The organism is Pseudomonas rustica (genome assembly GCF_018336155.1).
Lineage (GTDB): Bacteria > Pseudomonadota > Gammaproteobacteria > Pseudomonadales > Pseudomonadaceae > Aquipseudomonas > Aquipseudomonas rustica.
Genome location: NZ_JAGYHF010000009.1, coordinates 153,418 through 175,711, shown reverse-complemented (window position 1 = coordinate 175,711; position 22,294 = coordinate 153,418). Strand labels below are relative to the sequence as shown.

Here is a 22,294-nt window from a genome sequence, read left to right as displayed (position 1 = left end):
GCTCTTCGGCTGTCATTCGACGGCGGACGCTTCAATCTTGTCCAGGCGTGGCGCCTTGCTGTTGCAACGACGCTGGTCCTGACGCTGGGCTACTTCTTGCACCTCACGGCGAGTTACAAGATCAGCCAAGCTGATACCACTTAGAAATTCGTGAATCTGCAGGCTCAAATCGCACCACAGATGGTGAGTCAGGCACGTATCGCCGGAATGGCAATCGCCCTGGCCCTGGCATTTGGTGGCATCAACCGATTCGTTTACCGCATCGATCACCTGGGCGACCTGGATGCCCTGCATGTCGCGGGACAACTGGTAGCCACCACCCGGGCCGCGAACACTGGAAACCAGGTTGCTGCGGCGCAGCTTGGCGAACAGCTGTTCGAGGTAGGACAGGGAGATGCCTTGGCGCTCGGAGATATCGGCCAGGGACACGGGCCCGTGCTGCGCGTGCAACGCCAGGTCAAGCATGGCGGTCACGGCGTATCGGCCTTTTGTAGTCAGTCGCATGGACAGTTACCACGGAGTTCAGAATGGGGCGAGTATGCAATTCCCGAGTATTTAAGTCAACTTTAAGACCTAGTACTTTAGTCAGGATTACCCGCAAAAGAGCGCGCGAATGATAGCAGGGTCTGCGGCGTAATGGCACACCGGCCGGCGCAAGCCTCTGTAGGAGCTGTCGCAAGCTGCGATCTTTTGATCTCATGGAAAGCAAAGTCAAAAGATCGCAGCCTTCGGCAGCTCCTACAGGGGCGCTAGCTGGCTTTGGATTCGTCTTTGCCTTTGACGCAGGCGAAGTCTTCTTCACGCAGCTCAGGCAGATCTTTCGCACAGTAACTGCTGCCCAGATCCTTCAACGCGCCGCACATCCCTTCCAGCCGTCCGTCCACCGCTTGCAGGTGATCGAGCAACTGACCGATGGCGCGCGCCACCGGGTCGGGCATGTCTTCGCTGACGCCGTAGGCATCAAAACCGATCTTCTCGGCCATGGCCTTGCGCTTGGCGTCCTGCTCTTCGTCGGATTTGACGATGATCCGCCCCGGAATCCCCACAACCGTGGCGCCCGGCGGCACTTCTTTAGTCACAACAGCATTAGAGCCGACCTTAGCACCGGCGCCGACGGTGAACGGGCCAAGCACCTTGGCGCCCGCACCCACCACAACACCGTCGCCCAGCGTCGGGTGGCGCTTACCTTTGTTCCAACTGGTCCCGCCGAGGGTCACGCCCTGATAAATGGTCACGTCATCGCCAATCTCGGCGGTTTCACCGATAACGATGCCCATGCCGTGGTCGATAAAGAAGCGTCGACCGACTTTGGCGCCCGGATGAATTTCGATCCCGGTCAGCCAGCGACCGAAGTTCGACACCAGCCGCGCCAGCCATTTCAGCTCGTTACGCCACAGCATGCCGGCCAGTCGATGGATCCAGATTGCATGCATGCCGGGGTAGCAGGTCAGGACTTCAAAAGCGTTACGCGCCGCCGGGTCTCGATGGAACACGCTCTGGATATCTTCACGCAAACGCTCAAACATCATTTAGTCCTTCCGCTTTAGAAGCTCACCACGGGCCGCTTTTTGGGTTTCCGTGAGGATGCCACGCAAAATATTCATTTCCGCCCGGCTGACCGAGCTGCGTCCGTACAACCGGCGCAGGCGCGCCATCAGGTGCCGTGGCTTCTCCGGATCGAGGAATTCGATGGCGACCAGCGTCTGCTCCAGATGCTCATAAAAGCGCTCCAGCTCATCCATGGTCGCCAGCTCGGCGCTTTTCACCGAGGCCACTTCTTCTTTCTCGATCTTGCTCGGCTGACCTTGTGCAGCCAGCCAGGCCATGCGCACTTCATAGCTCAACACCTGCACCGCCGCCCCGAGGTTCAGCGAACTGAACTCAGGATCGGAGGGGATGTGCACGTGAAAGTGACATCGCTGCAGCTCGTCATTGGTCAGGCCGGAGTCTTCGCGACCGAACACCAAGGCGATTTCGGCGCCCTGCCCGGCTTCCTCGACCACTTTGGTGCCGCATTCGCGCGGATCCAGCAGCGGCCAAGGGATTCGGCGATCTCGGGCGCTGGTGCCGAGTACCAGATTGCAGCCGACCAAGGCGTCTTCCAGGGTGGCGACGACTTGCGCATTTTCAAGGATGTCGCCGGCACCGGAGGCGCGAGCATCGGCCTCGTGGTGCGGAAACAGGCGCGGTTCGACCAGCACCAGTCGCGACAGACCCATGTTTTTCATGGCGCGCGCGGCCCCGCCGATATTGCCGGGGTGGCTGGTATTGACCAGGACAACACGAATGTTCTGCAGCAAGGGAGGCGCTCTCGGACACAGGAAAGGGGTGCAAATCTTACAGAACAGCCTACCGTTAAGCTATGAAAGCGAACAGCGTCCTTCACCTGAAGAAAAGTTCTGATAGAATGCGCGGCTTTCTTTAACAACCTTAGGTGACACATCCATGCAGCCCATGCTGAATATCGCGCTGCGCGCCGCCCGCAGCGCCAGTGAACTGATCTTCCGCTCCATCGAGCGCCTGGATACCATCAAGGTCGACGAAAAAGACGCCAAGGATTATGTATCCGAGGTCGATCGCGCCGCTGAACAGAAAATCATCGACGCGCTGCGCAAGGCTTACCCGAACCACTCCATCCGCGGTGAAGAGACTGGCATGCACGCCGGTACCGGCATCGAAGGCGAAGAGTACCTGTGGATCATTGATCCGCTGGACGGCACCACCAACTTCCTGCGCGGCATTCCTCACTTCGCCGTCAGCATCGCCTGCAAATACCGCGGTCGCCTGGAACACGCTGTTGTTCTGGATCCGGTTCGTCAGGAAGAATTCACCGCCAGCCGTGGTCGCGGCGCTCAATTGAACGGTCGTCGTCTGCGCGTCAGCGGTCGTACCAGCCTCGACGGCGCCCTGCTCGGCACGGGCTTCCCCTTCCGTGACGATCAAATGGACAACCTGGAAAACTACCTGGGCATGTTCCGCGCTCTGGTTGGCCAGACTGCCGGCATCCGTCGCGCCGGTTCGGCGAGCCTGGATCTGGCTTACGTGGCTGCCGGTCGTTTCGATGCGTTCTGGGAATCGGGTCTGTCCGAGTGGGACATGGCTGCAGGCGCCCTGCTGATTCAAGAAGCTGGCGGCCTGGTGAGCGACTTCACCGGCGGTCACGATTTCCTTGAAAAAGGCCACATCGTTGCCGGCAACACTAAATGCTTCAAAGCAGTTCTGACGGCGATCCAGCCGCACCTGCCAGCTTCGCTGAAGCGCTAAGCGTTACGCGAAACGAAAAAAGCGCCCTTCGGGGCGTTTTTTTATGCCTGGAATTTTACAAAACCTCCCTGTAGGAGCTGCCGAAGGCTGCGATCTTTTGATCTTTGTTTTTTTAAAAACCAACATCAAAAGATCGCAGCCTTCGGCAGCTCCTACATGGGAATCGGTTTTTTTAGGGGCACAAAAAAAGCACCCCGCAGGGTGCTTTTTTCTAAACGGTCGGCCTGTTACTGGCCCGGCTCGTTCTGCGACAGGATCAATTTACCTTCCTTGTCGACCGGAATCTGGTTGCCCGGATCACGATCCATGCGCACTTTGCCTTCCTTGCCATCCAGCGAGTAACGCACGTCATAACCAACGACCTTGTCGCTGATGTCATTCACTGTGTTGCAGCGGGTTTGCGTGGTGGTGTAGGTGTCGCGATTCTGCATACCTTCCTGCACCTTGTTACCGGCATAACCGCCACCAACTGCGCCAGCGACCGTGGCAATTTTCTTGCCGGTGCCGCCGCCGATCTGGTTACCCAACAGACCACCTGCCAGCGCACCGACTACCGTACCGGCAATCTGGTGCTGATCTTTTACAGGCGCCTGGCGAGTGACCGTTACATCCTTGCACACTTCACGTGGTGTCTTGATCTGTGTCTTGACCGGCTCAACGGCCAAAACCTGCGCATACTCAGGGCCGCTTTTAACCAGGCTGTAGGTGGCAACAGCACCCCCGGCAGTGACACCGACAGCACCCAATACCGCACCAACCAGCAACGACTTGTTCACATGAACCTCCTGACCATCACATGCGGGACGCGCCCGCGCTTCTCCCAGCCTTGGAGCATAAAAAAAGGCGCGAGTTCAACTCGCGCCTTTTTTGGCTGACAACCGGGAAAACGCTACGCGTTATGGACGGTCGTCGACTTCCTTCTCTGTGTTTGCAGGAGGAATCAGGTCTTCTGTGCTCAGGTTCAGCCAGATCAGCACCACGTTGGCGATGTAGATCGACGAGTAAGTACCCGCCAGAACACCGATGAACAGCGCGATGGAGAAACCGAACAGGTTATCGCCACCGAAGAACAGCAGTGCCGCAATCGCCAGCAACGTCGAGATCGAGGTCGCCATGGTGCGCAGCAGGGTTTGCGTGGTCGAGATGTTGATGTTCTCGATCAGCGTCGCCTTGCGCAGGACACGGAAGTTCTCACGCACCCGGTCGAATACGACGATGGTGTCGTTCAACGAGTAACCAATGATCGCCAGTACCGCCGCCAGTACCGTCAGGTCGAAAGTGATCTGGAAGAACGACAGGATACCGATGGTCACGATCACGTCGTGGATCAGCGAAACAATGGCGCCGACCGCGAATTTCCACTGAAAGCGGAAAGCCAGGTAGATCAGGATGCCGCCGAGCGCCAGCAGCATGCCGAGGCCGCCCTGGTCGCGCAGCTCTTCACCGACCTGCGGGCCAACGAACTCGACGCGCTTGACCGTCGCCGGGTTATCGCCGCCGAGTTTCTGCAGCGCTTGCGCGACCTGATGACCCAGTTGCGGGTCTTCACCCGGCATGCGCACCAGCAAATCGGTAGTCGCACCGAAGCTCTGTACGATGGCTTCGTGATAACCGGAAGTTACCAGCTCTTCACGCACCTTGGTGACGTCGGCCGGACGCTCGTAGGTCAGCTCGATGAGCGTACCGCCGGTGAAGTCCAGGCCCCAGTTCATGCCCTTGGTAGCGACACTGAACAAGGCCAGCAAGGTGAGGAATACTGTGACGCCGAACGCGAAGTTGCGAACGCCCATGAAGTTGATTGTACGTAACATGGCAGCCCCTTAAATCCACAACTTCTTGAAGTCACGTCCGCCAAAGATCAGGTTGACCATTGCGCGGGTCACCATGATGGCCGTGAACATCGAGGTAAAGATCCCGAGGGACATGGTCACTGCGAAACCTTTGACCGGGCCGGTGCCCATGGCAAAGAGAATCCCGCCGACCAACAGAGTTGTCAGGTTGGCGTCGAGAATCGCGGTGAATGCCCGGCCGAAGCCTTCGTTGATTGCACGCTGCACAGTCATGCCGGCGGCGATCTCTTCACGGATCCGCGAGAAGATCAGCACGTTGGCGTCGACCGCCATACCCATGGTCAGCACGATACCGGCGATACCTGGCAGGGTCAGTGTTGCCCCCAGCAGCGACATCAAGGCCAGCAGCAACACCATGTTCACTGCCAGTGCGACAGTAGCGATGATGCCGAAGAAGCGGTAGATGGCGATGATGAACAGCGACACGAACAGCATGCCCCACAGCGAAGCATCGATACCTTTGGTGATGTTGTCAGCACCCAGGCTCGGGCCGATTGTGCGCTCTTCAGCGAAGTACATCGGTGCAGCCAGACCACCGGCACGCAGCAGCAGCGCCAGCTCGGACGACTCGCCCTGACCGTTCAGGCCAGTGATACGGAACTGAGCACCAAGCGGCGACTGAATGGTCGCCAGGCTGATGATCTTCTTCTCTTCTTTAAACGTTTGCACCGCGACGTCTTTTTCGACGCCGTCGACCATCTGCTTGACGTAGGTGGTCACCGGACGCTGCTCGATGAAGATCACCGCCATGCTGCGACCGACGTTCGAACGGGTTGCGCGGCTCATCAGCTCGCCACCGTGACCATCCAGACGGATGTTCACTTCAGGCGTACCGTGCTCGCCGAAACCGGCCTTGGCGTCGGTCACCTGGTCACCGGTGATGATCAGACCACGTTCGATCTGCGCAGCGGGACGATTGCCTTCACGGAACTCGAAAGTCTCGGAAGTGGCTTTCGAAGCACCCGGCTCTGCAGCCAGACGGAACTCAAGGTTGGCCGTCTTGCCGAGAATACGCTTGGCTTCGGCAGTGTCCTGCACGCCTGGCAGCTCAACCACGATGCGGTTGGCGCCCTGACGCTGGACGATCGGTTCGGCAACACCCAGCTCGTTGACGCGGTTACGTACCGTGGTCAAGTTCTGCTTGATGGAGTATTCACGGATTTCCGCCAGCTTCGCCGGGGTCATCGCCAGACGCAGTACCGGTTGACCGTTGAGATCGGCCGGAACAATGTCGAAATCGTTGAAGTTCTTGCGGATCAGCGCACGGGCCTGTTCGCGGGAGTCTTCATCACTGAAGCCCAACTGAATGGCGCCATTGAGTTGCGGCAGGCTGCGATAACGCAGTTTCTCTTTGCGCAGCAGGCTCTTGACGTCGCCTTCGTAGACTTTCAGGCGTGCATCGAGGGCTTTGTCCATGTCCACTTCCAGCAGGAAGTGCACACCACCGGACAAGTCCAGACCCAGCTTCATCGGGTGAGCGCCCAGATTGCGCAGCCATTGCGGGGTGGTCTGTGCCAGGTTCAGCGCGACGACGTAGTCATCACCCAATGCCTTGCGCACAACGTCTTTGGCCGGCAGCTGATCTTCAGCCTTGGTCAGACGGATCAGACCGCCCTTGCCGTTTGCCGCCAGTGTGGCTGCCTTGACGTTGATCCCGGATTCCTTGAGCGCAGTGCTCACGCGATCCAGATCAGCCTGATTGACTTGCAGCGCAGTGCTTGCACCGCTGACCTGAATGGCCGGGTCATCAGGATAAAGATTGGGAGCGGAATAAATCAGACCGACCGCCAGCACCGCCAGGATCAGAATGTATTTCCACAGAGGGTATTTGTTCAGCATCACGCCGCCCGTTATGAACGCGGGGCGCCTTGCGCGCCCCGTCGATTGAGTAGAAGTTGTTACCTGTTAGATCGCTTTCAGCGTGCCTTTTGGCAGCGTGGCGGCGATGGCGCCTTTCTGGAATTTCATTTCGACGGTGTCGGAAACTTCCAGAACCACGAAGTCATCGGCAACTTTGGTGATCTTGCCGGCGATGCCGCCAGTGGTCACAACTTCGTCGCCCTTCGCAAGGCTGCTCAGCAGGTTCTTCTGCTCTTTGGCGCGCTTGGCCTGTGGACGCCAGATCATCAGGTAGAAGATGACCAGGAAACCGACCAGGAAAATCCACTCGAAACCGCCGCCCATTGGGCCGGCAGCAGCCGGTGCAGCCGCGTCAGCCATGGCGTTAGAGATAAAAAAGCTCATTTAGCACTCCAGTTGCAAATGTTGAATCTTGGGGTCAGAAAACTCAGTCCAAAGGCGGAACGGGGAGCCCGCGTTTGGCGTAGAAGGCATCGACAAAGGCGGCCAATGTACCCTGTTGAATAGCCTCGCGCAAACCAGCCATCAGCACCTGATAATGGCGCAAGTTATGGATGGTATTGAGCATGCTTCCCAGCATTTCGCCGCACTTGTCCAGGTGATGCAGATAAGCGCGGGAGAAGTTCTGGCAGGTATAGCAATCGCAGGTCGGATCCAGCGGCGATTCATCATGGCGATGGAACGCGTTACGGATCTTCAGCACGCCGGTATCAATGAACAGATGCCCATTGCGGGCATTACGGGTTGGCATCACGCAATCGAACATGTCCACACCGCGGCGCACACCCTCAACCAGATCTTCCGGTTTGCCAACGCCCATAAGGTAACGAGGTTTGTCAGCCGGCATCATGCCCGGCAGATAATCCAATACTTTGATCATCTCGTGCTTCGGCTCGCCGACCGACAGACCGCCAATGGCCAGGCCATCGAAACCGATCTTGTCGAGGCCTTCGAGCGAGCGCTTGCGCAGATCCTGGTGCATACCGCCCTGCACGATACCGAACAACGCTGCGGTGTTTTCACCGTGGGCATTTTTCGAACGCTGAGCCCAACGCAGCGAAAGCTCCATCGATACGCGCGCGACATCTTCGTCAGCCGGGTACGGGGTGCATTCGTCGAAAATCATCACAACGTCCGAGCCCAGATCGCGCTGAACCTGCATCGATTCTTCCGGGCCCATGAACACTTTGGCGCCGTCGACCGGAGAAGCGAAGGTCACGCCCTCCTCCTTGATCTTGCGCATCGCGCCGAGGCTGAACACCTGGAAGCCACCGGAGTCGGTGAGGATCGGGCCTTTCCACTGCATGAAATCGTGCAGGTCGCCGTGCTCCTTGATCACTTGGGTGCCAGGACGCAGCCACAGGTGGAAGGTGTTGCCCAGAATCATCTCTGCGCCCGTGGCGACGACGTCACGCGGCAACATGCCCTTGACCGTGCCGTACGTGCCCACTGGCATGAACGCCGGGGTCTCGACGGTGCCACGCGGGAAGGTCAGGCGACCACGACGGGCCTTGCCATCGGTGGCAAGGAGCTCAAAGGACATGCGACATTCGCGACTCATTCTGTTTCCTCTGGGCCGGTTTCTTTAGGGGCAGTAGGTGCGGGGTTACGGGTGATGAACATCGCATCACCGTAGCTGAAAAAGCGGTAACCGTTGTCGACGGCAGCCTTGTAGGCGGCCATGGTTTCGGGATAACCGGCAAATGCCGAAACCAGCATCAACAGCGTGGATTCCGGCAAATGGAAATTGGTCACCAGGGCATCGACCACATGGAACGGCCGGCCCGGGAAGATAAAGATATCGGTGTCGCCGCTGAACGGCTTGAGCACGCCATCGCGCGCAGCACTTTCCAGCGAACGCACGCTGGTGGTGCCGACAGCAATCACCCGACCACCACGCGCACGACAAGCAGCCACGGCATCAACCACGTCCTGGCCGACTTCCAGCCACTCGGTGTGCATGTGGTGATCTTCAAGCTTCTCGACGCGAACAGGCTGGAAGGTACCGGCGCCAACGTGCAGCGTGACGAACGTGGTCTCGACGCCTTTCGCAGCAATGGCCTCCATCAGCGACTGATCGAAATGCAGCCCCGCCGTCGGCGCTGCTACCGCGCCTAAGCGCTCGGCGTACACGGTCTGATAACGCTCGCGATCCGAACCTTCGTCCGGACGATCTATATAAGGAGGCAGCGGCATGTGCCCGACGCGGTCGAGCAGCGGCAACACTTCTTCAGCGAAGGCCAGCTCGAACAACGCATCGTGACGCGCGATCATTTCCGCTTCGCCACCGCCGTCGATGAGGATCTTCGAACCCGGCTTCGGCGACTTGCTGGAGCGCACATGGGCCAGCACGCGGTGCGTATCGAGTACGCGTTCGACGAGGATTTCCAGCTTTCCGCCGGACGCTTTCTGCCCGAACAGCCGCGCCGGAATCACGCGGGTATTGTTGAACACCATCAAATCGCCCGGGCGCAAATGCTCAAGCAAATCAGTGAATTGACGGTGTGCGAGGGCGCCGCTCGGCCCATCAAGGGTCAGCAGGCGACTACCGCGACGCTCGGCCAAAGGGTGGCGAGCGATCAGCGAATCAGGGAGCTCGAAAGTAAAGTCAGCAACACGCATGATGGGGTTCGTCTAGCAGGGCCGGAAAGTTTAGCGGAAATATCGAAAATAGACCATGAAACGTGATTGACCAACGGTAATCTCATCTCTATACTTCGCCGCCATTGAGCCCTGATGGCGGAATTGGTAGACGCGGCGGATTCAAAATCCGTTTTCGAAAGGAGTGGGAGTTCGAGTCTCCCTCGGGGCACCAAAATTAAGAAAGGTCTTGCTTAGCAAGGCCTTTTTTTTCGCCTGCAATAAAGCCCCTGCCCCCGTAGGAGCTGCCGCAGGCTGCGATCTTTTGACCTTCAGCTTCTCGATCGACGAAAACCCCAAGGATCAACACCATGGAAACGTCACTGGAAACAGTCGCTCTGTTCTCCCTGAAACTCGCGTACGAGGAAGAAGGCCTGAGCCCGATCCTGCGCGATGACATGGTCATGGGTGACTACCAGCGAGATATTTTCGAGTTGTTGGTGAAACGTGGCGATGTCGAGACTATTCAATTGAAGATGAATGAGTGCCTCGGCCTGGCGCTGGATGCATTGGGCGGTGTCGAGAAACCGTTGGGGCGTGAACTGCACAAGTTGTCAGCCGATCTCAGGCAGGCGCAGTCGCTGGAGCAGCTTGATCCGCCGCTCCTCGCGCTGAAGGGTTATCTCAAAGACATTCTTTAGAACAGGTACTTTGAGATGTACTTCGAAATCTCGACCATCGAGGTCTTCCCGGTGAATTCGAATTTCACTTTCCCCAGCGACGAAAAGTAAATCTCCAGCTCCGAGTCCAGATCGAACGTCCCCGAAGTTTCCACGGAATACGCGACGATGTTTTTATACGGCAGCGACGTGAAGTCTTTCTTGCTGCCGGTGATGCCTTGAACGTTGACGGCGATGATGCGTTTGTTGGTAAACACCACGCCATCGCGCATCGACTTGTAGGAGTCGATGACCTCTTCCCCATCGAGCAATAGCTCGGTCACGCGTTGCGCGTACTCATCGTTTTGCTTGAGCTTGAAGAAGCCTTTGTTGTTGAAGTCGATCATCTGTCCATCCTTCTGTTCGAGAAAACATCCTGGTCGTGCTTCGTATCAGTGACGCACTTCTAGTAGAAAAATATCGTCCGGAAAGCCTTTACCAGGATGACCAGCGTGGCGCGACGCTACTATTTTGCTATCTTGCCGTCCACTGTCGGTTGGAGCATCAAGCGCTTCGACCCGCACTGATTTCAGGAGAGAAATTCGATGGATGTGTTGGTGTTCTTTGTGGTTTGGCCAGCGATGTGGGTGTGGGTGGTCAAAGTCCGTGGGACTTGGAATCTGTTGCTTGCCAATGTGTTGGGCGCTATCAGTGGGCTGATCGTTGGCCTGACCAGTGCGCAACTGTGTGCAGGACTGTTCGGTTCAGCGCGGCCACCGGTGCCTGGCGTTATCGGCACCCTGATGGAAATGATGGCGACTGCCGGTGCGCTCATCGGCGTATGGATGTGGGTCGCACGCCGCTCGCAAGTTGAACCTCCAATCGCTCGTCAGCTTTTGGCTGCCCTTTGCGGCACCGCGGCGGGCATCACTACACTGGCGTTTTTCGCCCTGACGTAGCGTTCGTTTGAGCGGTCGGTGAATGTCTTCGTGGCGCCAGACGCCGATTTTGATATCTTGCCGTCCATCTACAGCGCGCTGTCTCAACACGCGCTGCTTCAAGCTTTTTGCAGGTTAAGGAAAGGATCGAATGGAGTTTCTGCGTTTTCTGGCGTTCATCGCCGCCTGGGGTTTCATGTGGCGCTGGGTGGTAAAGAACCGCGGCAGCTGGAATCTGTTCTACGGCAATATCGTCGGCGCAGCGGGCGGTTTCATTGTCGGGTTGGTGGTGCTGTCGATCACGCTGTCGCTGCTGCCATCCAGGCACAGCGCTGAACAGGCGCCGGTCGAAAACACCGTCGCGCAGAACGTCGAACCGACCTCTTTGCTGCCTGAATCCGAATCAGCGGCGGCACCTGCTCCGCTCGAAAACGCGCCGAACTTCGCCGCCATCGAACCGGACAACACGCCATCGCCGCCGGATTCTGCGCTGCTGCCGAACTACGCCAGCCGCGCGCCGACGTCGATCTCGGAAAAAACCGTACTGGATCAAAGTGACGAACAAGGACGCAAAGCCCTGACCGCCCTGAGCAAACAACTCGGGCATGACGCTGACAGCGACAAGTCGATGCTCGCCTATGTCATGTGCAGTCCGCTGGTGACCAGCACCTTGCGCTTCCCGGCCTCGGCGCGTTTTGCCGACAGCAAGGCGATCACCACCCAGCGCTTCAAGAATCAGGTGTACACCTTCAGCAACAGCGTCACCGCGCGCAACATGAACGGCGACGATGTCACGTACCGTTTCGACTGCTCAGTGCAAGAACAGGCGTCGTCCGGTGAATGGCAGCTGTTGGCGCTGAAGCTACAGAAAACCGACTCTTAAGCCTCACTTAAGGGTTCAAGGCGCCGGCTGCGCTATCATCGCCGACCTGTGCGCCTTGAGCTTTGTCCCCGGATGTCCGCAACCCTTGATGACCTGACCCCGCTGCCACCTGTTTTGGCCGGCCCGCTGCTGCGACGGCTGGAACCGACTCGGCTGGTGTTGTGGCTGGTCGGCACGCGCCAACTGTCTCTGACCTTGCGCCTGCAAGGTGTAGGAGAGATTCCTCTCGATGCGGCGAAATGCACCGTCATTCCCGTAGGCCGCCAGGCGTTTGTCCATCTCATCGATGTCACCCTGGAAAGCGCCCTGCCCTGCGACACCCGCATCGACTACGACCTGCTGATTGACGACACCCACGGCATCGCCGATTGGGCGCCGCATCTGTTGTATGGCAACGCAACAAGTCCGAACCTTATTGTGCGTTCGCGGATCGATCAGTTGCTGCATGGCTCCTGCCGCAAACCGCATCACCCGGCGGCGGATGGTTTGCTCTGCGTCGACGAGCTTCTGGCCCGCGAGATAGACCCGCAACAACGCCCGGCGCTGTTGATGATGAGCGGCGATCAGGTCTACGCCGATGACGTCGCCGGGCCGATGCTGCGCGCGATTCATGCATTGATTACACGTCTTGGCCTGTTCGACGAGCACCTCGAAGGCGCCGTGGTCAGCGACAGTGCCAAGCTCTACGAACACCCGGCGAGTTACTACCACCGTGCGGATTTGTTACCGGCGCTGGAGAGCAACGAGACTTTGCGTGAGCGATTTTTCGGCGGCGCACGTAAGCCGATTTTCACCAGCAGCAGCGCTGACAATCACCTGGTGACGCTCGCCGAAGTCATGGCGATGTACTTGCTGGTGTGGTCGCCAACCGCGTGGACACTGGTTAATCCGCAAGCGCCAGCACTCACGCCCGAACGCCTCAAACGATACACGCTCGAACAAACGCGGATTGATACCTTCACAGCAGGTCTGGGCAACGTCGCCCGGGCGCTCGCGCATCTGCCGAGCCTGATGATTTTCGACGATCACGACATCACCGATGACTGGAATCTGTCCGCGCAATGGGAGGAAACGGCCTACTGCCATCCGTTCTCCAAACGCATCATCGGCAACGCTTTGATCGCTTATATGTTGTGCCAAGGCTGGGGCAATAACCCGGACGCCTTCAACGATCTGTTGAAGCAAACTCAAGGTTTGAGCGCCAGCGGCGACGATCAATACCTCGACAGCCCGGTGCAGGACGCGCTGATCGATGACTTGCTGCGCTTTCAGCACTGGCATTTCGTGTTGCCGAGCAGTCCCGCGCTGGTAGTCATCGACACCCGCACCCGACGCTGGCGCAGCGAGATGGCGCTCAAGCAACCGTCGGGACTTCTCGACTGGGAGGCCTTGAGCGAACTGCAACAGGAACTGCTCGATCACCCGTCGGCGATCATCGTTTCACCGGCGCCGATCTTTGGCGTCAAGCTGATCGAAACCGTGCAAAAGGTCTTCAGTTGGTGCGGTTTTCCGCTGCTGGTCGACGCGGAAAACTGGATGGCCCATCGCGGCGCGGCACAGGTGATCCTGAACATTTTCCGACACTCACGTACACCGGGTAACTACGTGGTGCTGTCCGGCGATGTGCATTATTCCTTCGTCTACGAAGTCCTTATCCGACACCGCAAGGCCGGCCCACGGATCTGGCAGATCACCAGCAGCGGGATCAAAAACGAGTTTCCGCCAACCTTGCTGGAATGGTTCGACCGCCTCAACCGCTGGCTCTACTCGCCGCGCTCGCCGCTGAACTGGTTCACCAAACGCCGGCTGATGCGCATCGTGCCGTACACACCTGAACATGCAGAGGCAGGGGAACGCTTGTGGAATTCGGCGGGAATCGGCCAGGTGTTTTTCAACGAACAGGGGCAGCCGCGAGAGATTTTTCAGCACAACTCGAACGGAAAGGTGAAGACGCGAATGCTGGCGCCGGATATGACGGATTATCCGGACTGAGGCCCTACTGATTTCAAATGTGGGAGCGGGCTTGCTCGCGAATGCGGTCGAGCATTAAACATGTGCGTCGACTGTCACGACGCTTTCGCGAGCAAGCCCGCTCCCACAGGGTTATCTGATATCCATTAGTGCGCGGATACGATCCGTCCAATCACTCGACCAATCATCTCGACCTCCCGCTCATCAATCGTCAGCGGTGGCAGCAGCCGTATCGTCTTGCCACGCGTGACGTTGATCAGCAAGCCATGATCACGCGCGGCGATCAGCGTCAGATCACGAACCGGTTGCTTCAACTCGATACCGATCATTAAACCCAAACCTCGAATCGCCAGCACATTGGGATTGTCCGCCAGTTCTGCACGCAGCCGCGTCAGCAGACGCTCACCCTGCAGCCGCGCGTTCTCCAGCAAGCCCTGCTCTTCGATAATATCCAGCACCGTGCAACCCACCCGGCAGGCCAGCGGATTACCACCGAACGTGCTGCCATGACTGCCCGGCGTGAACAGATCCGCCGCCCTGCCCCGTGCCAGACACGCGCCGATCGGCACGCCATTGCCCAGTCCTTTCGCCAGCGTCATCACGTCCGGAACAATGCCTTCGTGCTGGAACGCAAACCAGCGGCCGGTGCGACCGATGCCGGTCTGAATTTCATCGAGCATCAGCAGCCACGCCTGACGATTGCATACCTCACGTAAAGCTTTCAGGTAACCGGGCGGTGCCAGTTGTACGCCGCTCTCACCCTGAATCGGCTCGATTAGAATCGCAACGATGCGCTCGCCGTGCTTCTGCCGCACGTGCTCCAACGCATCAAAATCACCGAACGGTACTTTGACGAAATCCCCCGGCAGGTCATTGAAACCCAAGCGCACTGCTGGGCCATCGCTGGCAGATAACGTACCAAGCGTGCGGCCATGAAAAGCGTTGGCCATCACCACCACCAACGGCTGTTCGATACCTTTGCGCCAGCCATAAAGGCGCGCCAGTTTCAGCGCGGTTTCATTGGCTTCGGCGCCGGAGTTGTTGAAGAACGCGCGCTGCATTCCGGACAACTCAGTTAGCCGCTTTGCCAGTTGTTGCTGCCAGTCGATGCTGTAGAGATTGGAGGTGTGCAGCAGCAGGCCCGCCTGCTCGCTGATCGCCGCAACGATCCGTGGATGCGAGTGACCGACATTGGTCACGGCCACCCCGGCAACCGCGTCCAGATACTCGCGCCCCGCCTGATCCCACAGTCGGGTGCCCAGGCCTTTAATAAAACTCAGGGCCAGCGGTTGGTAAGTGTTCATCAGGGCGGCGGTCATGACTTCAAACTCCAGTGCAGGTCGGTGTGCTGGCAGTATGGTTAGCCACCTGAACTGGATAAACTCGGCAAAACTTCGATCATTTATAAGCAGGACTTGATAATGGATCTGTTCCAGTCGATGAGCGTCTACGTCAAAGTCGTCGAAGCCGGTAGCATGACGGCGGCCGCATTGCAGTGCGACATGTCGACGACGATGGTCGGCAATCACCTGCGCGCGCTGGAGCAACGGCTGGGCGTGCAACTGCTGCAACGCACCACTCGCCGTCAGCGGCTGACCGAGTTTGGCAGCGTTTATTATCAGCGCTGCCTGGAAGTGCTGGGACTGGTCGCCGACTCCGAAGCCCTTGCCGAACAAGCCCTCGATCAACCGCGTGGCATGTTGCGCATCACCGCGCCGCTGACTTTTGGTGTCGAACGTCTGGCGCCAGCGCTCAGCGAATATTCGCTGCTGTACCCACAAGTAAAACTCGATGTGGTGCTGACCAATGGCCGCCCGGACTTGCTGGAAAGCGGTCTCGACGTGGCATTTCGACTGGGCAATTTCGAAGAGTCGAACCTGATCGCCCGGCCCTTGATCGATTACACCCTGACCGTGTGCGCATCCCCGCAATACGTGGCGCGACGCGGCATGCCGAAAACGCCTGAAGAGTTGCAGCAGCACGACTGCCTGTCGTTCGCCTATCCGGCCGGTGATGACTGGCAATCGGTGGAAAAACGCTGGCGACTCAGCGGCCCGGACGGGGAAATCATGGTCGACGTCAGCGGGCCGATGCTGATCAACAGCTCCGCCGGTTTGCATCAGGCAGCGCGCAACGGCATGGGCATCGTCATGCTGCCGGATGCGCTGGTCGAGCAGGATCTGCGTGAAGGCAAACTGGTCAAGGTCATCCCTGATTACCACGCACCGAGCAGGCCGATGCATTTGCTGTACGCGCAGGATCGCTATCGACTGCCGAAGCTGCGGCGGTTCGTTGAATTTGCCATGCGCATGTGGGGGAAATCCTGACTCCGCGCGTGCTTCAACTACTCTCGAAACAACGACGAACAAGGACGTAATCTGAAATGGAAAACACACTGAACGTACGCGATTTGCATCCCGGCGAAATTGAATCAGTGCGGCTGTTTCTGCAACAGCATGGCTGGGGACATCGCGTCGGCTCACCTGAGCATTTTGCCCATCTGATCCATAACTCACAGCGAACGGCAGTCGCACTGAAAGATGCGCAAATCATCGGTTTCGCCCGGGGCATCAGCGACGGTTTATCCAACGGTTACCTGTCGATGGTGGTCGTTGATGACCACCATCGGCGAGAAGGCGTGGGTCGAGCGCTGGTTGAACATGTGATGGGCGACAACCCCGACATCACCTGGGTGCTGCGTGCCGGGCGTGACGGGGCTGAAGCGTTCTTTGCCAGTCTGGGGTTTGAAACGTCAGTGATTGCGATGGAGCGACCACGACTAAAGTAACGGGCCTCGATCACGACCCGCCCTTCACCAACACCGGTTTTTCCTGATAACGCTCCGCAAACATTTGCTTCAAATTCGCCACTTTCGGCATGTCGTTGATCGCGATGTACGGATAGCTCGGATGTTCGGTCAGGAAGTCCTGGTGATAATCCTCTGCCGGGTAAAAACCGTTGTAGCTTTCCAGTTTGGTGACGATCGGTTTGCTGAAGGCATGGGCCGCATCGAGTTGCGTGATGTAGGCCTGTGCGACCTTCTGCTGATCGGCATTGATCGGGAACAGCGCCGAGCGATATTGCGTGCCGCTGTCCGGGCCTTGCCGGTTGAGTTCGGTCGGGTTGTGGGCCACCGAGAAGTAGATCTGCAACAGGTCGCCGTAGCTGACCTGCGTCGGATCGAAGGTGACTTGCACCGATTCCGCGTGGCCGGTATCGCCGCCGCTGACTCGCTCGTATTCAGCGGTGTTGGCCGCGCCACCGGCGTATCCCGAAACGGCTTTCTGCACGCCTTTGACGTGTTGAAAAACACCCTGCACGCCCCAGAAACAACCGCCCGCAAACACGGCGGTTTCGCTGTGGGCCTGGGTGACTTCATCAAGTGTGGGTGGCGGGATGGCCACAGCGTCTTCGCCGCCAAAGGAGAACGCTGAGACCTGGCCGATCACGCCGACGACCGCAACGGCCAGCAACATACGACGCCATGTGAATAGGGTTTTCATGTCTGTCACTCCTGATCAACCGAAGGTAAAGGCGTAGGCGGAAACACCGGGGTCGAGAAATTCGATGCTGAAGGTTCGATCCTTCACGCCGCCGGACTGCCGCACCAACTGATACAAACGCTGTTCGGTGACTTGGCCAGCGCCGTCGGGGGAGACATCGACGCCATGCGCATCGCCCGGGGCCTGACCATCAATCGACACTTTGAAGCGCACCGGTTTGCCATCCGCGCCCGGCCCGAGCACCAGATGCAGGTCGCGGGCATGGAAGCGGTAAACGATGCGGCTGGCCGTGGCACTGGCGGTGGCGCGTTCGGCGCCGACGTTCCATTGGCCGCCGAGGCTCCAGTCATTCAGGGCCAGATTGGCCGGCGGTACATAGACGGAAGCTTTGTTGGGCACCAAGCTAGTTTCGGGCACGAAATGTTCTGCGCGCTGGTAGCCCAAGTAGGTTTCCGGCGATTGCACTTCGTTCATGTCCGGGGCCAGTTGCACGCCTTTGGCGTCAGCATTGATCAAGCCATCGGCGACGGATTTCGAACCGGCTTCACGCAACAGTTGTTGAATGACGCGTTCCGATTCGGCGTAGTCCCCTTCACCAAAGTGGTGGTAACGAATGCGTCCCTGGGCGTCGGCAAAGTAATGCGCCGGCCAGTATTCGTTGTTGAAAGCGCGCCAGATCTTGTAGTCGTTATCGATGGCCACCGGATAGTTGATGCCCAATTCCTTCATGGCTCTGGTGACGTTTCCTACATCGCGTTCGAAAGCGAATTCCGGCGCGTGTACGCCGATCACCACCAGTCCCTGATCGCGATATTTTTCCGCCCAGGCTTTGACGTAAGGCAGGGTGCGCAAACAGTTGATGCAGGAGTACGTCCAGAAATCCACCAGCACGACTTTGCCCTTCAACGCTTGCGCATCCAGCGGCGGCGAGTTGAGCCATTGCACGGCGCCGTCGAGCGGCGGCAACTGGCCTTCGACCGGCAATGTGCCCGGTGCTTTCGCAGCCATTTTCATCGCGCTGCCGGCGGCCATCATGCTGCCGTTCGCCAACTCATCTGCCGGCGGAATCTGCGCCATCATCGTGCCGTTCGCATCAGGTTTTTTTGCTGAAAGCTTGCCAACCAATGCTTGCTCGAGCCCTCCGGTAGACGCGGTCGATATCCGCGCGAGAATGCCGGTATCAAGACCCAAAGCGATCGCTGCCACCCCGGCCAACATCAACGCGCCGAGGCCACGACGAATCCACTCGCCGGTACCAATCGAACGCTTCATGAAGGCGAAAACCTTACCGCCCAGCAACAGCGCTGCGGCCAATGAGGTCGCGGCACCCGCCGCGTAAGCGAGCAACAACAGCGTGGTGGCGATGCTTGCCCCTTGCAGCGCGGCACCGGTCAAAATCAAGCCGAGGATTGGCCCCGCGCAAGGCGCCCAGAGCAGCCCCGTGGCGACCCCGATCAGAAACGAAGCGCCGGGACGCGGGCGATTGTCCTGCCCGGCAGCTTGCGACAGACGACTGCCGGCCGATACCAGTGGCCGGGTCAGGCGCTCGGCCACACGCGGCAGCAGCAAAGTCAGCCCGAACAGCGCAACGAACAGCAACGCGAGCCAGCGCCCGTACTGATTGACTTGCACCACCCAACCGCCGCCCACCGCCGCCAACGAGGCGACGAGCGCAAAGGTCAGCGCCATCCCCGCCAGCAGCGGCAAGCCACTCTTGATAAACGGCTGCCCGGTGCGAGCGAAGACAAAAGGCAGAACCGGCAGGATGCAGGGGCTGACGATCGTCAGCACACCACCGAGATAAGCGAGAACCAAGAGCCACATAGATTTGTCCTGTGTGAGGTGAAGATCGCCCGCGCTTCATGGCTTACGCCGCCACGGTTTTGAAGGTCATGGCCAGGCCATTCATGCAATAGCGCAGACCGGTGGGTTTCGGGCCGTCGTCGAAAACATGCCCCAGGTGACCGCCGCAACGCCGGCAGTGAACCTCTTCGCGCGACATGCCGAACGATCGATCCTGGCGCACCGCCACCGCACGCTCCAATGGCGCCCAGAAGCTCGGCCAACCGGTGCGGCTGTCGAATTTGGTCGCGGAGGAAAACAGCGCCAGATCACAACCGGCGCAGGCAAAAGTGCCGACCCGATGCTCGTTGTTCAGCGGGCTGGTGTAGGCGCGTTCGGTGCCCTCTTCGCGCAGGATCTGGTATTGCTCGTCGCTCAGGATCGAATGCCATTCACTGTCGCTGTGCGTCACTTCAAACATTTCGTCCGCCTGCGCTGCGCTGACCACTGCAGCGCTGGTCGACAATTTTGGCAATACACCCGCGACCAAGGCTGCAACCCCTAGCCCGCCGCCCGCTAACAGAATCTGTCGCCGTGAAAACATGGCCGCCTCCGAAAATTCCAAGTGCTCTTCATGGAACACAGCCTAGGCTTGGATTAATCGCCAAATCCTCACAGGGAGTTAACGAATTCGTGATAACTCGCCACCGGAAAAACCCGCACAATGCGTCAATCGCGCCGAAGGATTGAGCTTCATGGAACAGCCCAAACGCGTTCTCGTGGTCGAGGACGACCAGCACATTGCCGACCTGATTTGCCTGCATTTGCGGGATGAACAATTCGAGGTGACCCACAGCGCCGACGGCGACGAGGGCATGCGCCTGTTGCAACAAGGCCATTGGGACGCGCTGATCCTCGACCTGATGTTGCCGGGGGTCGACGGTCTGGAAATCTGCCGCCGCGCCCGGGCCATGGCGCGCTACACCCCGATCATCATCACCAGCGCGCGCTCCAGCGAATTGCACCGGATTCTGGGGCTGGAACTGGGTGCCGATGACTATCTGGCCAAACCGTTTTCGATGCTGGAACTGGTGGCGCGGGTCAAAGCGCTGTTGCGCCGGATCGATGCGATGGCGCGCAATCTGAAGATGGATGCCGGCAGCCTCATTCTCGATGGGCTGAGCATCGACCCGATCACCCGCGACGTCAGCCTCGACGGTCAGCGCCTGGATCTGACGCCACGGGAGTTCGACCTGCTGTATTTCTTCGCCCGCCAACCGGGCAAAGTCTTCTCGCGCATGGATTTGCTTAACGCCGTTTGGGGTTACAGCCACGAGGGTTACGAACACACGGTCAATACCCATATCAATCGTCTGCGGGCAAAGATCGAAAAAGACCCGGCACAGCCGACGCGCATCCTCACCGTGTGGGGCCGTGGTTATAAATTCGGTACCGAGCAGTCATGAAACTGACCCTGACGCAGCGCCTGTCTATCGTTTTCGCCGTGTTGCTGCTGGTGTGCTGCGGCACATCAGCGTGGCTGCAGGTGCGCTCCAGCAAGATGCATGAACTGGAAGTGGTGCAAGGGTTGTCGAGGGATCTGGCGCAACACATCGCCCACGACACCGTGCTGATGGACAGCAACGGCTTGATGCCCGGTGCCGTGCGCCAACTGTTCAGCCAGTTGATGCTGGTCAATCCGAGTGTCGAAGTGTATTTGCTCGACGGTGAGGGGAAGGTTGTCGGCAGCGCCGCGCCTGAAGGCCGGATACTTCGGCAGCAGGTCGATCTAGCGCCGATCCGCCAGTTGCTCAACGACCAGCCCTTGCCGATCCTCGGCGACGATCCGCGCAGCGTGGACGGACGCAAAGTCTTCAGCGCCGCACCGCTGAAGGTCAACGGCAAACCCGCCGGCTATCTGTACGTGGTGTTGCTTAGCGAAGAACACGACCGTTTCGCCGAACGTGGGGCGACCAGCGCCGCGCTCAACACGGCACTGCTGTCGATCGGACTGGTCGCGCTGCTGTGTTTGATCGCCGGCCTCACCGCATTCAATCTGATTACCCGACCGTTGCGGCGACTCACCGATACCGTCAGCCGTTTTGATATCGATGGCGCACCGCAACCGGTCACAGCGCCTGTGGATAAATCCGCCGACCCGGATGAAATTGCCGTTCTCGACGCAGCTTTCCGACAGATGCAAAACCGTCTCGGCGAACAGTGGCGCTCATTGACCCGTCAAGATCAGGAACGCCGCGAACTGGTGGCGAATATTTCCCACGACCTGCGCACGCCACTGGCCTCGCTGCACGGTTATCTTGAAACCCTGTCACTGAAGGACGCCACGCTGTCACCGGAAGAACGCCGGCGTTATCTGGGCATCGCGCTGGATCAGAGCCGCAAGGTCGGCGGTCTGGCGCAATCGCTGCTGGAACTGGTGCGGCTGGAACACGGGTTTGTGCAACCGGTGCTCGAACGCTTCTCTCTGACCGATCTGGTGCAGGATATCTTTCAGAAATTCGAACTGACGGCCGAGGCACGACAGGTCGAACTCAAGGCGCAGTTTGTGCCAAACCTGCCAACGGTCTGCGCCGACCTTGGACTGATCGAACGGGTGCTGACCAATCTGGTGGATAACGCGTTGCGGCACACGCCACAGGGCGGCGAAATTGAACTTGATCTGAAACCCCATGGCGCTTTGGTCGATGTTACGGTCAGCGACACCGGCCCAGGCATTGCGCCTGAATTGCGCGAAGGGCTGTTCCTGCGCCCGTTCAATATCGGTGGCGCGCGACGGGATGGCGGCTTGGGTCTGCGCATCGTGCACCGCATCTTGCAATTGCATGGACGCGACATTCAGTTGCTGGACGTTAATGGGCGCGGCGCGACGTTTCGCTTTTCGCTGCCAACGGATCAGCAAACCGCCGAGCAATGGATGGTACGTTCAATGAATCTGCACACCCCGGCCAAATAGTTGAGACCGCCGGCCCGTTGCTCCGTGACA

The 22,294-nt window shown here is 58.8% G+C and carries 23 protein-coding genes and 1 tRNA gene; 10 read left to right on the top strand and 14 right to left on the bottom strand.

Annotated features, from left to right (window positions below; genetic code table 11):
- Window positions 1-12 precede the first annotated feature (12 nt).
- From iscR to trmJ, 3 genes are all read right to left on the bottom strand, one after another.
- Window positions 13-504: a Fe-S cluster assembly transcriptional regulator IscR gene (iscR, locus tag KFS80_RS18970; RefSeq protein ID WP_003227911.1), complete on the bottom strand. Its 492-nt coding sequence runs from the start codon at window positions 502-504 to the stop codon at window positions 13-15.
- A 245-nt stretch (window positions 505-749) separates the two neighbouring features.
- Window positions 750-1,526 carry a serine O-acetyltransferase gene (gene cysE, locus KFS80_RS18965; RefSeq protein WP_150693184.1) on the bottom strand — a complete coding sequence of 259 codons (777 nt, stop codon included), beginning with the start codon at window positions 1,524-1,526 and terminating at the stop codon, window positions 750-752.
- Between the two features lie 3 nt (window positions 1,527-1,529).
- Window positions 1,530-2,300 (bottom strand): tRNA (cytosine(32)/uridine(32)-2'-O)-methyltransferase TrmJ, encoded by a 771-nt coding sequence (gene trmJ / locus KFS80_RS18960; protein WP_008084663.1) that lies wholly within the window; start codon window positions 2,298-2,300, stop codon window positions 1,530-1,532.
- Between the two features lie 145 nt (window positions 2,301-2,445).
- On the opposite strand from trmJ, the gene suhB reads away from it, so the two are divergent.
- Window positions 2,446-3,264, top strand: a complete 819-nt coding sequence (suhB, locus tag KFS80_RS18955; RefSeq protein ID WP_008084666.1) for a type III secretion system regulator SuhB — start codon at window positions 2,446-2,448, stop codon at window positions 3,262-3,264.
- Between the two features lie 227 nt (window positions 3,265-3,491).
- On the opposite strand, the gene KFS80_RS18950 is transcribed toward suhB, so the two are convergent.
- From KFS80_RS18950 to queA, 6 genes are all read right to left on the bottom strand, one after another.
- Window positions 3,492-4,040, bottom strand: coding sequence for a glycine zipper 2TM domain-containing protein (locus tag KFS80_RS18950; RefSeq protein WP_053123539.1), 549 nt, complete (start codon window positions 4,038-4,040; stop codon window positions 3,492-3,494).
- 120 nt (window positions 4,041-4,160) lie between these two features.
- Window positions 4,161-5,075 carry a protein translocase subunit SecF gene (gene secF / locus KFS80_RS18945; protein WP_053123541.1) on the bottom strand — a complete coding sequence of 305 codons (915 nt, stop codon included), beginning with the start codon at window positions 5,073-5,075 and terminating at the stop codon, window positions 4,161-4,163.
- Between the two features lie 9 nt (window positions 5,076-5,084).
- Window positions 5,085-6,953: a protein translocase subunit SecD gene (secD, locus tag KFS80_RS18940; protein WP_053123543.1), complete on the bottom strand. Its 1,869-nt coding sequence runs from the start codon at window positions 6,951-6,953 to the stop codon at window positions 5,085-5,087.
- Window positions 6,954-7,019: 66 nt separating this feature from the next.
- Window positions 7,020-7,358 (bottom strand): preprotein translocase subunit YajC, encoded by a 339-nt coding sequence (yajC, locus tag KFS80_RS18935; protein ID WP_003227923.1) that lies wholly within the window; start codon window positions 7,356-7,358, stop codon window positions 7,020-7,022.
- A gap of 43 nt (window positions 7,359-7,401) precedes the next feature.
- The gene (tgt, locus tag KFS80_RS18930) at window positions 7,402-8,517 is read right to left on the bottom strand and encodes a tRNA guanosine(34) transglycosylase Tgt (RefSeq protein ID WP_212545566.1); all 1,116 of its coding nucleotides are present in this window, start codon (window positions 8,515-8,517) and stop codon (window positions 7,402-7,404) included.
- Window positions 8,518-8,531: 14 nt separating this feature from the next.
- Window positions 8,532-9,596, bottom strand: coding sequence for a tRNA preQ1(34) S-adenosylmethionine ribosyltransferase-isomerase QueA (queA, locus tag KFS80_RS18925; RefSeq protein ID WP_053123547.1), 1,065 nt, complete (start codon window positions 9,594-9,596; stop codon window positions 8,532-8,534).
- A 108-nt stretch (window positions 9,597-9,704) separates the two neighbouring features.
- Between queA and KFS80_RS18920 the strand changes: the two genes are divergently transcribed.
- A tRNA-Leu gene (locus tag KFS80_RS18920) sits at window positions 9,705-9,789 on the top strand.
- Between the two features lie 136 nt (window positions 9,790-9,925).
- Entirely contained in the window at window positions 9,926-10,255 is a 330-nt protein-coding gene (locus KFS80_RS18915) for a hypothetical protein (RefSeq protein ID WP_159813980.1), read from the top strand.
- Here the strand turns inward: KFS80_RS18915 and KFS80_RS18910 are convergent.
- Window positions 10,252-10,620, bottom strand: coding sequence for a PH domain-containing protein (locus KFS80_RS18910; RefSeq protein ID WP_053123551.1), 369 nt, complete (start codon window positions 10,618-10,620; stop codon window positions 10,252-10,254). The genes KFS80_RS18915 and KFS80_RS18910 overlap by 4 nt on opposite strands.
- A 198-nt stretch (window positions 10,621-10,818) precedes the next feature.
- On the opposite strand from KFS80_RS18910, the gene KFS80_RS18905 reads away from it, so the two are divergent.
- The 3 genes from KFS80_RS18905 (at window position 10,819) to KFS80_RS18895 (ending at window position 14,026) form a co-directional block, all read left to right on the top strand.
- On the top strand, window positions 10,819-11,172 hold the full coding sequence (locus KFS80_RS18905) for a hypothetical protein (RefSeq protein WP_053123553.1): 354 nt from the start codon (window positions 10,819-10,821) through the stop codon (window positions 11,170-11,172).
- A 130-nt stretch (window positions 11,173-11,302) separates the two neighbouring features.
- The gene (locus KFS80_RS18900) at window positions 11,303-12,034 is read left to right on the top strand and encodes a hypothetical protein (protein ID WP_212545565.1); all 732 of its coding nucleotides are present in this window, start codon (window positions 11,303-11,305) and stop codon (window positions 12,032-12,034) included.
- A 72-nt stretch (window positions 12,035-12,106) separates the two neighbouring features.
- Window positions 12,107-14,026: an alkaline phosphatase D family protein gene (locus KFS80_RS18895; protein WP_212545564.1), complete on the top strand. Its 1,920-nt coding sequence runs from the start codon at window positions 12,107-12,109 to the stop codon at window positions 14,024-14,026.
- 125 nt (window positions 14,027-14,151) lie between these two features.
- Here the strand turns inward: KFS80_RS18895 and KFS80_RS18890 are convergent, their stop codons facing one another.
- On the bottom strand, window positions 14,152-15,324 hold the full coding sequence (locus KFS80_RS18890) for an aspartate aminotransferase family protein (protein WP_212545563.1): 1,173 nt from the start codon (window positions 15,322-15,324) through the stop codon (window positions 14,152-14,154).
- A gap of 102 nt (window positions 15,325-15,426) precedes the next feature.
- Between KFS80_RS18890 and KFS80_RS18885 the strand changes: the two genes are divergently transcribed.
- Window positions 15,427-16,332: a LysR family transcriptional regulator gene (locus KFS80_RS18885; protein WP_212545562.1), complete on the top strand. Its 906-nt coding sequence runs from the start codon at window positions 15,427-15,429 to the stop codon at window positions 16,330-16,332.
- Window positions 16,333-16,388: 56 nt separating this feature from the next.
- Entirely contained in the window at window positions 16,389-16,793 is a 405-nt protein-coding gene (locus KFS80_RS18880) for a GNAT family N-acetyltransferase (RefSeq protein ID WP_212545561.1), read from the top strand.
- Window positions 16,794-16,803: 10 nt separating this feature from the next.
- On the opposite strand, the gene msrA is transcribed toward KFS80_RS18880, so the two are convergent.
- From msrA to msrB, 3 genes are read right to left on the bottom strand one after another with little or no spacing between them, the layout of a single operon-like run.
- Window positions 16,804-17,508, bottom strand: coding sequence for a peptide-methionine (S)-S-oxide reductase MsrA (gene msrA / locus KFS80_RS18875; RefSeq protein ID WP_212545560.1), 705 nt, complete (start codon window positions 17,506-17,508; stop codon window positions 16,804-16,806).
- 15 nt (window positions 17,509-17,523) lie between these two features.
- The gene (locus KFS80_RS18870; protein ID WP_212545559.1) at window positions 17,524-19,332 is read right to left on the bottom strand and encodes a cytochrome c biogenesis protein DipZ; all 1,809 of its coding nucleotides are present in this window, start codon (window positions 19,330-19,332) and stop codon (window positions 17,524-17,526) included.
- 43 nt (window positions 19,333-19,375) lie between these two features.
- Window positions 19,376-19,894, bottom strand: coding sequence for a peptide-methionine (R)-S-oxide reductase MsrB (gene msrB, locus KFS80_RS18865; RefSeq protein WP_212545558.1), 519 nt, complete (start codon window positions 19,892-19,894; stop codon window positions 19,376-19,378).
- Window positions 19,895-20,045: 151 nt separating this feature from the next.
- On the opposite strand from msrB, the gene KFS80_RS18860 reads away from it, so the two are divergent.
- Together KFS80_RS18860 and KFS80_RS18855 are read left to right on the top strand one after the other, a co-directional pair.
- Window positions 20,046-20,756 (top strand): response regulator transcription factor, encoded by a 711-nt coding sequence (locus KFS80_RS18860; protein WP_212545557.1) that lies wholly within the window; start codon window positions 20,046-20,048, stop codon window positions 20,754-20,756.
- Window positions 20,753-22,264 carry a sensor histidine kinase gene (locus tag KFS80_RS18855; protein ID WP_212545556.1) on the top strand — a complete coding sequence of 504 codons (1,512 nt, stop codon included), beginning with the start codon at window positions 20,753-20,755 and terminating at the stop codon, window positions 22,262-22,264. Before KFS80_RS18860 ends, KFS80_RS18855 begins: the two co-directional genes overlap by 4 nt.
- Window positions 22,265-22,294: the final 30 nt, after the last annotated feature.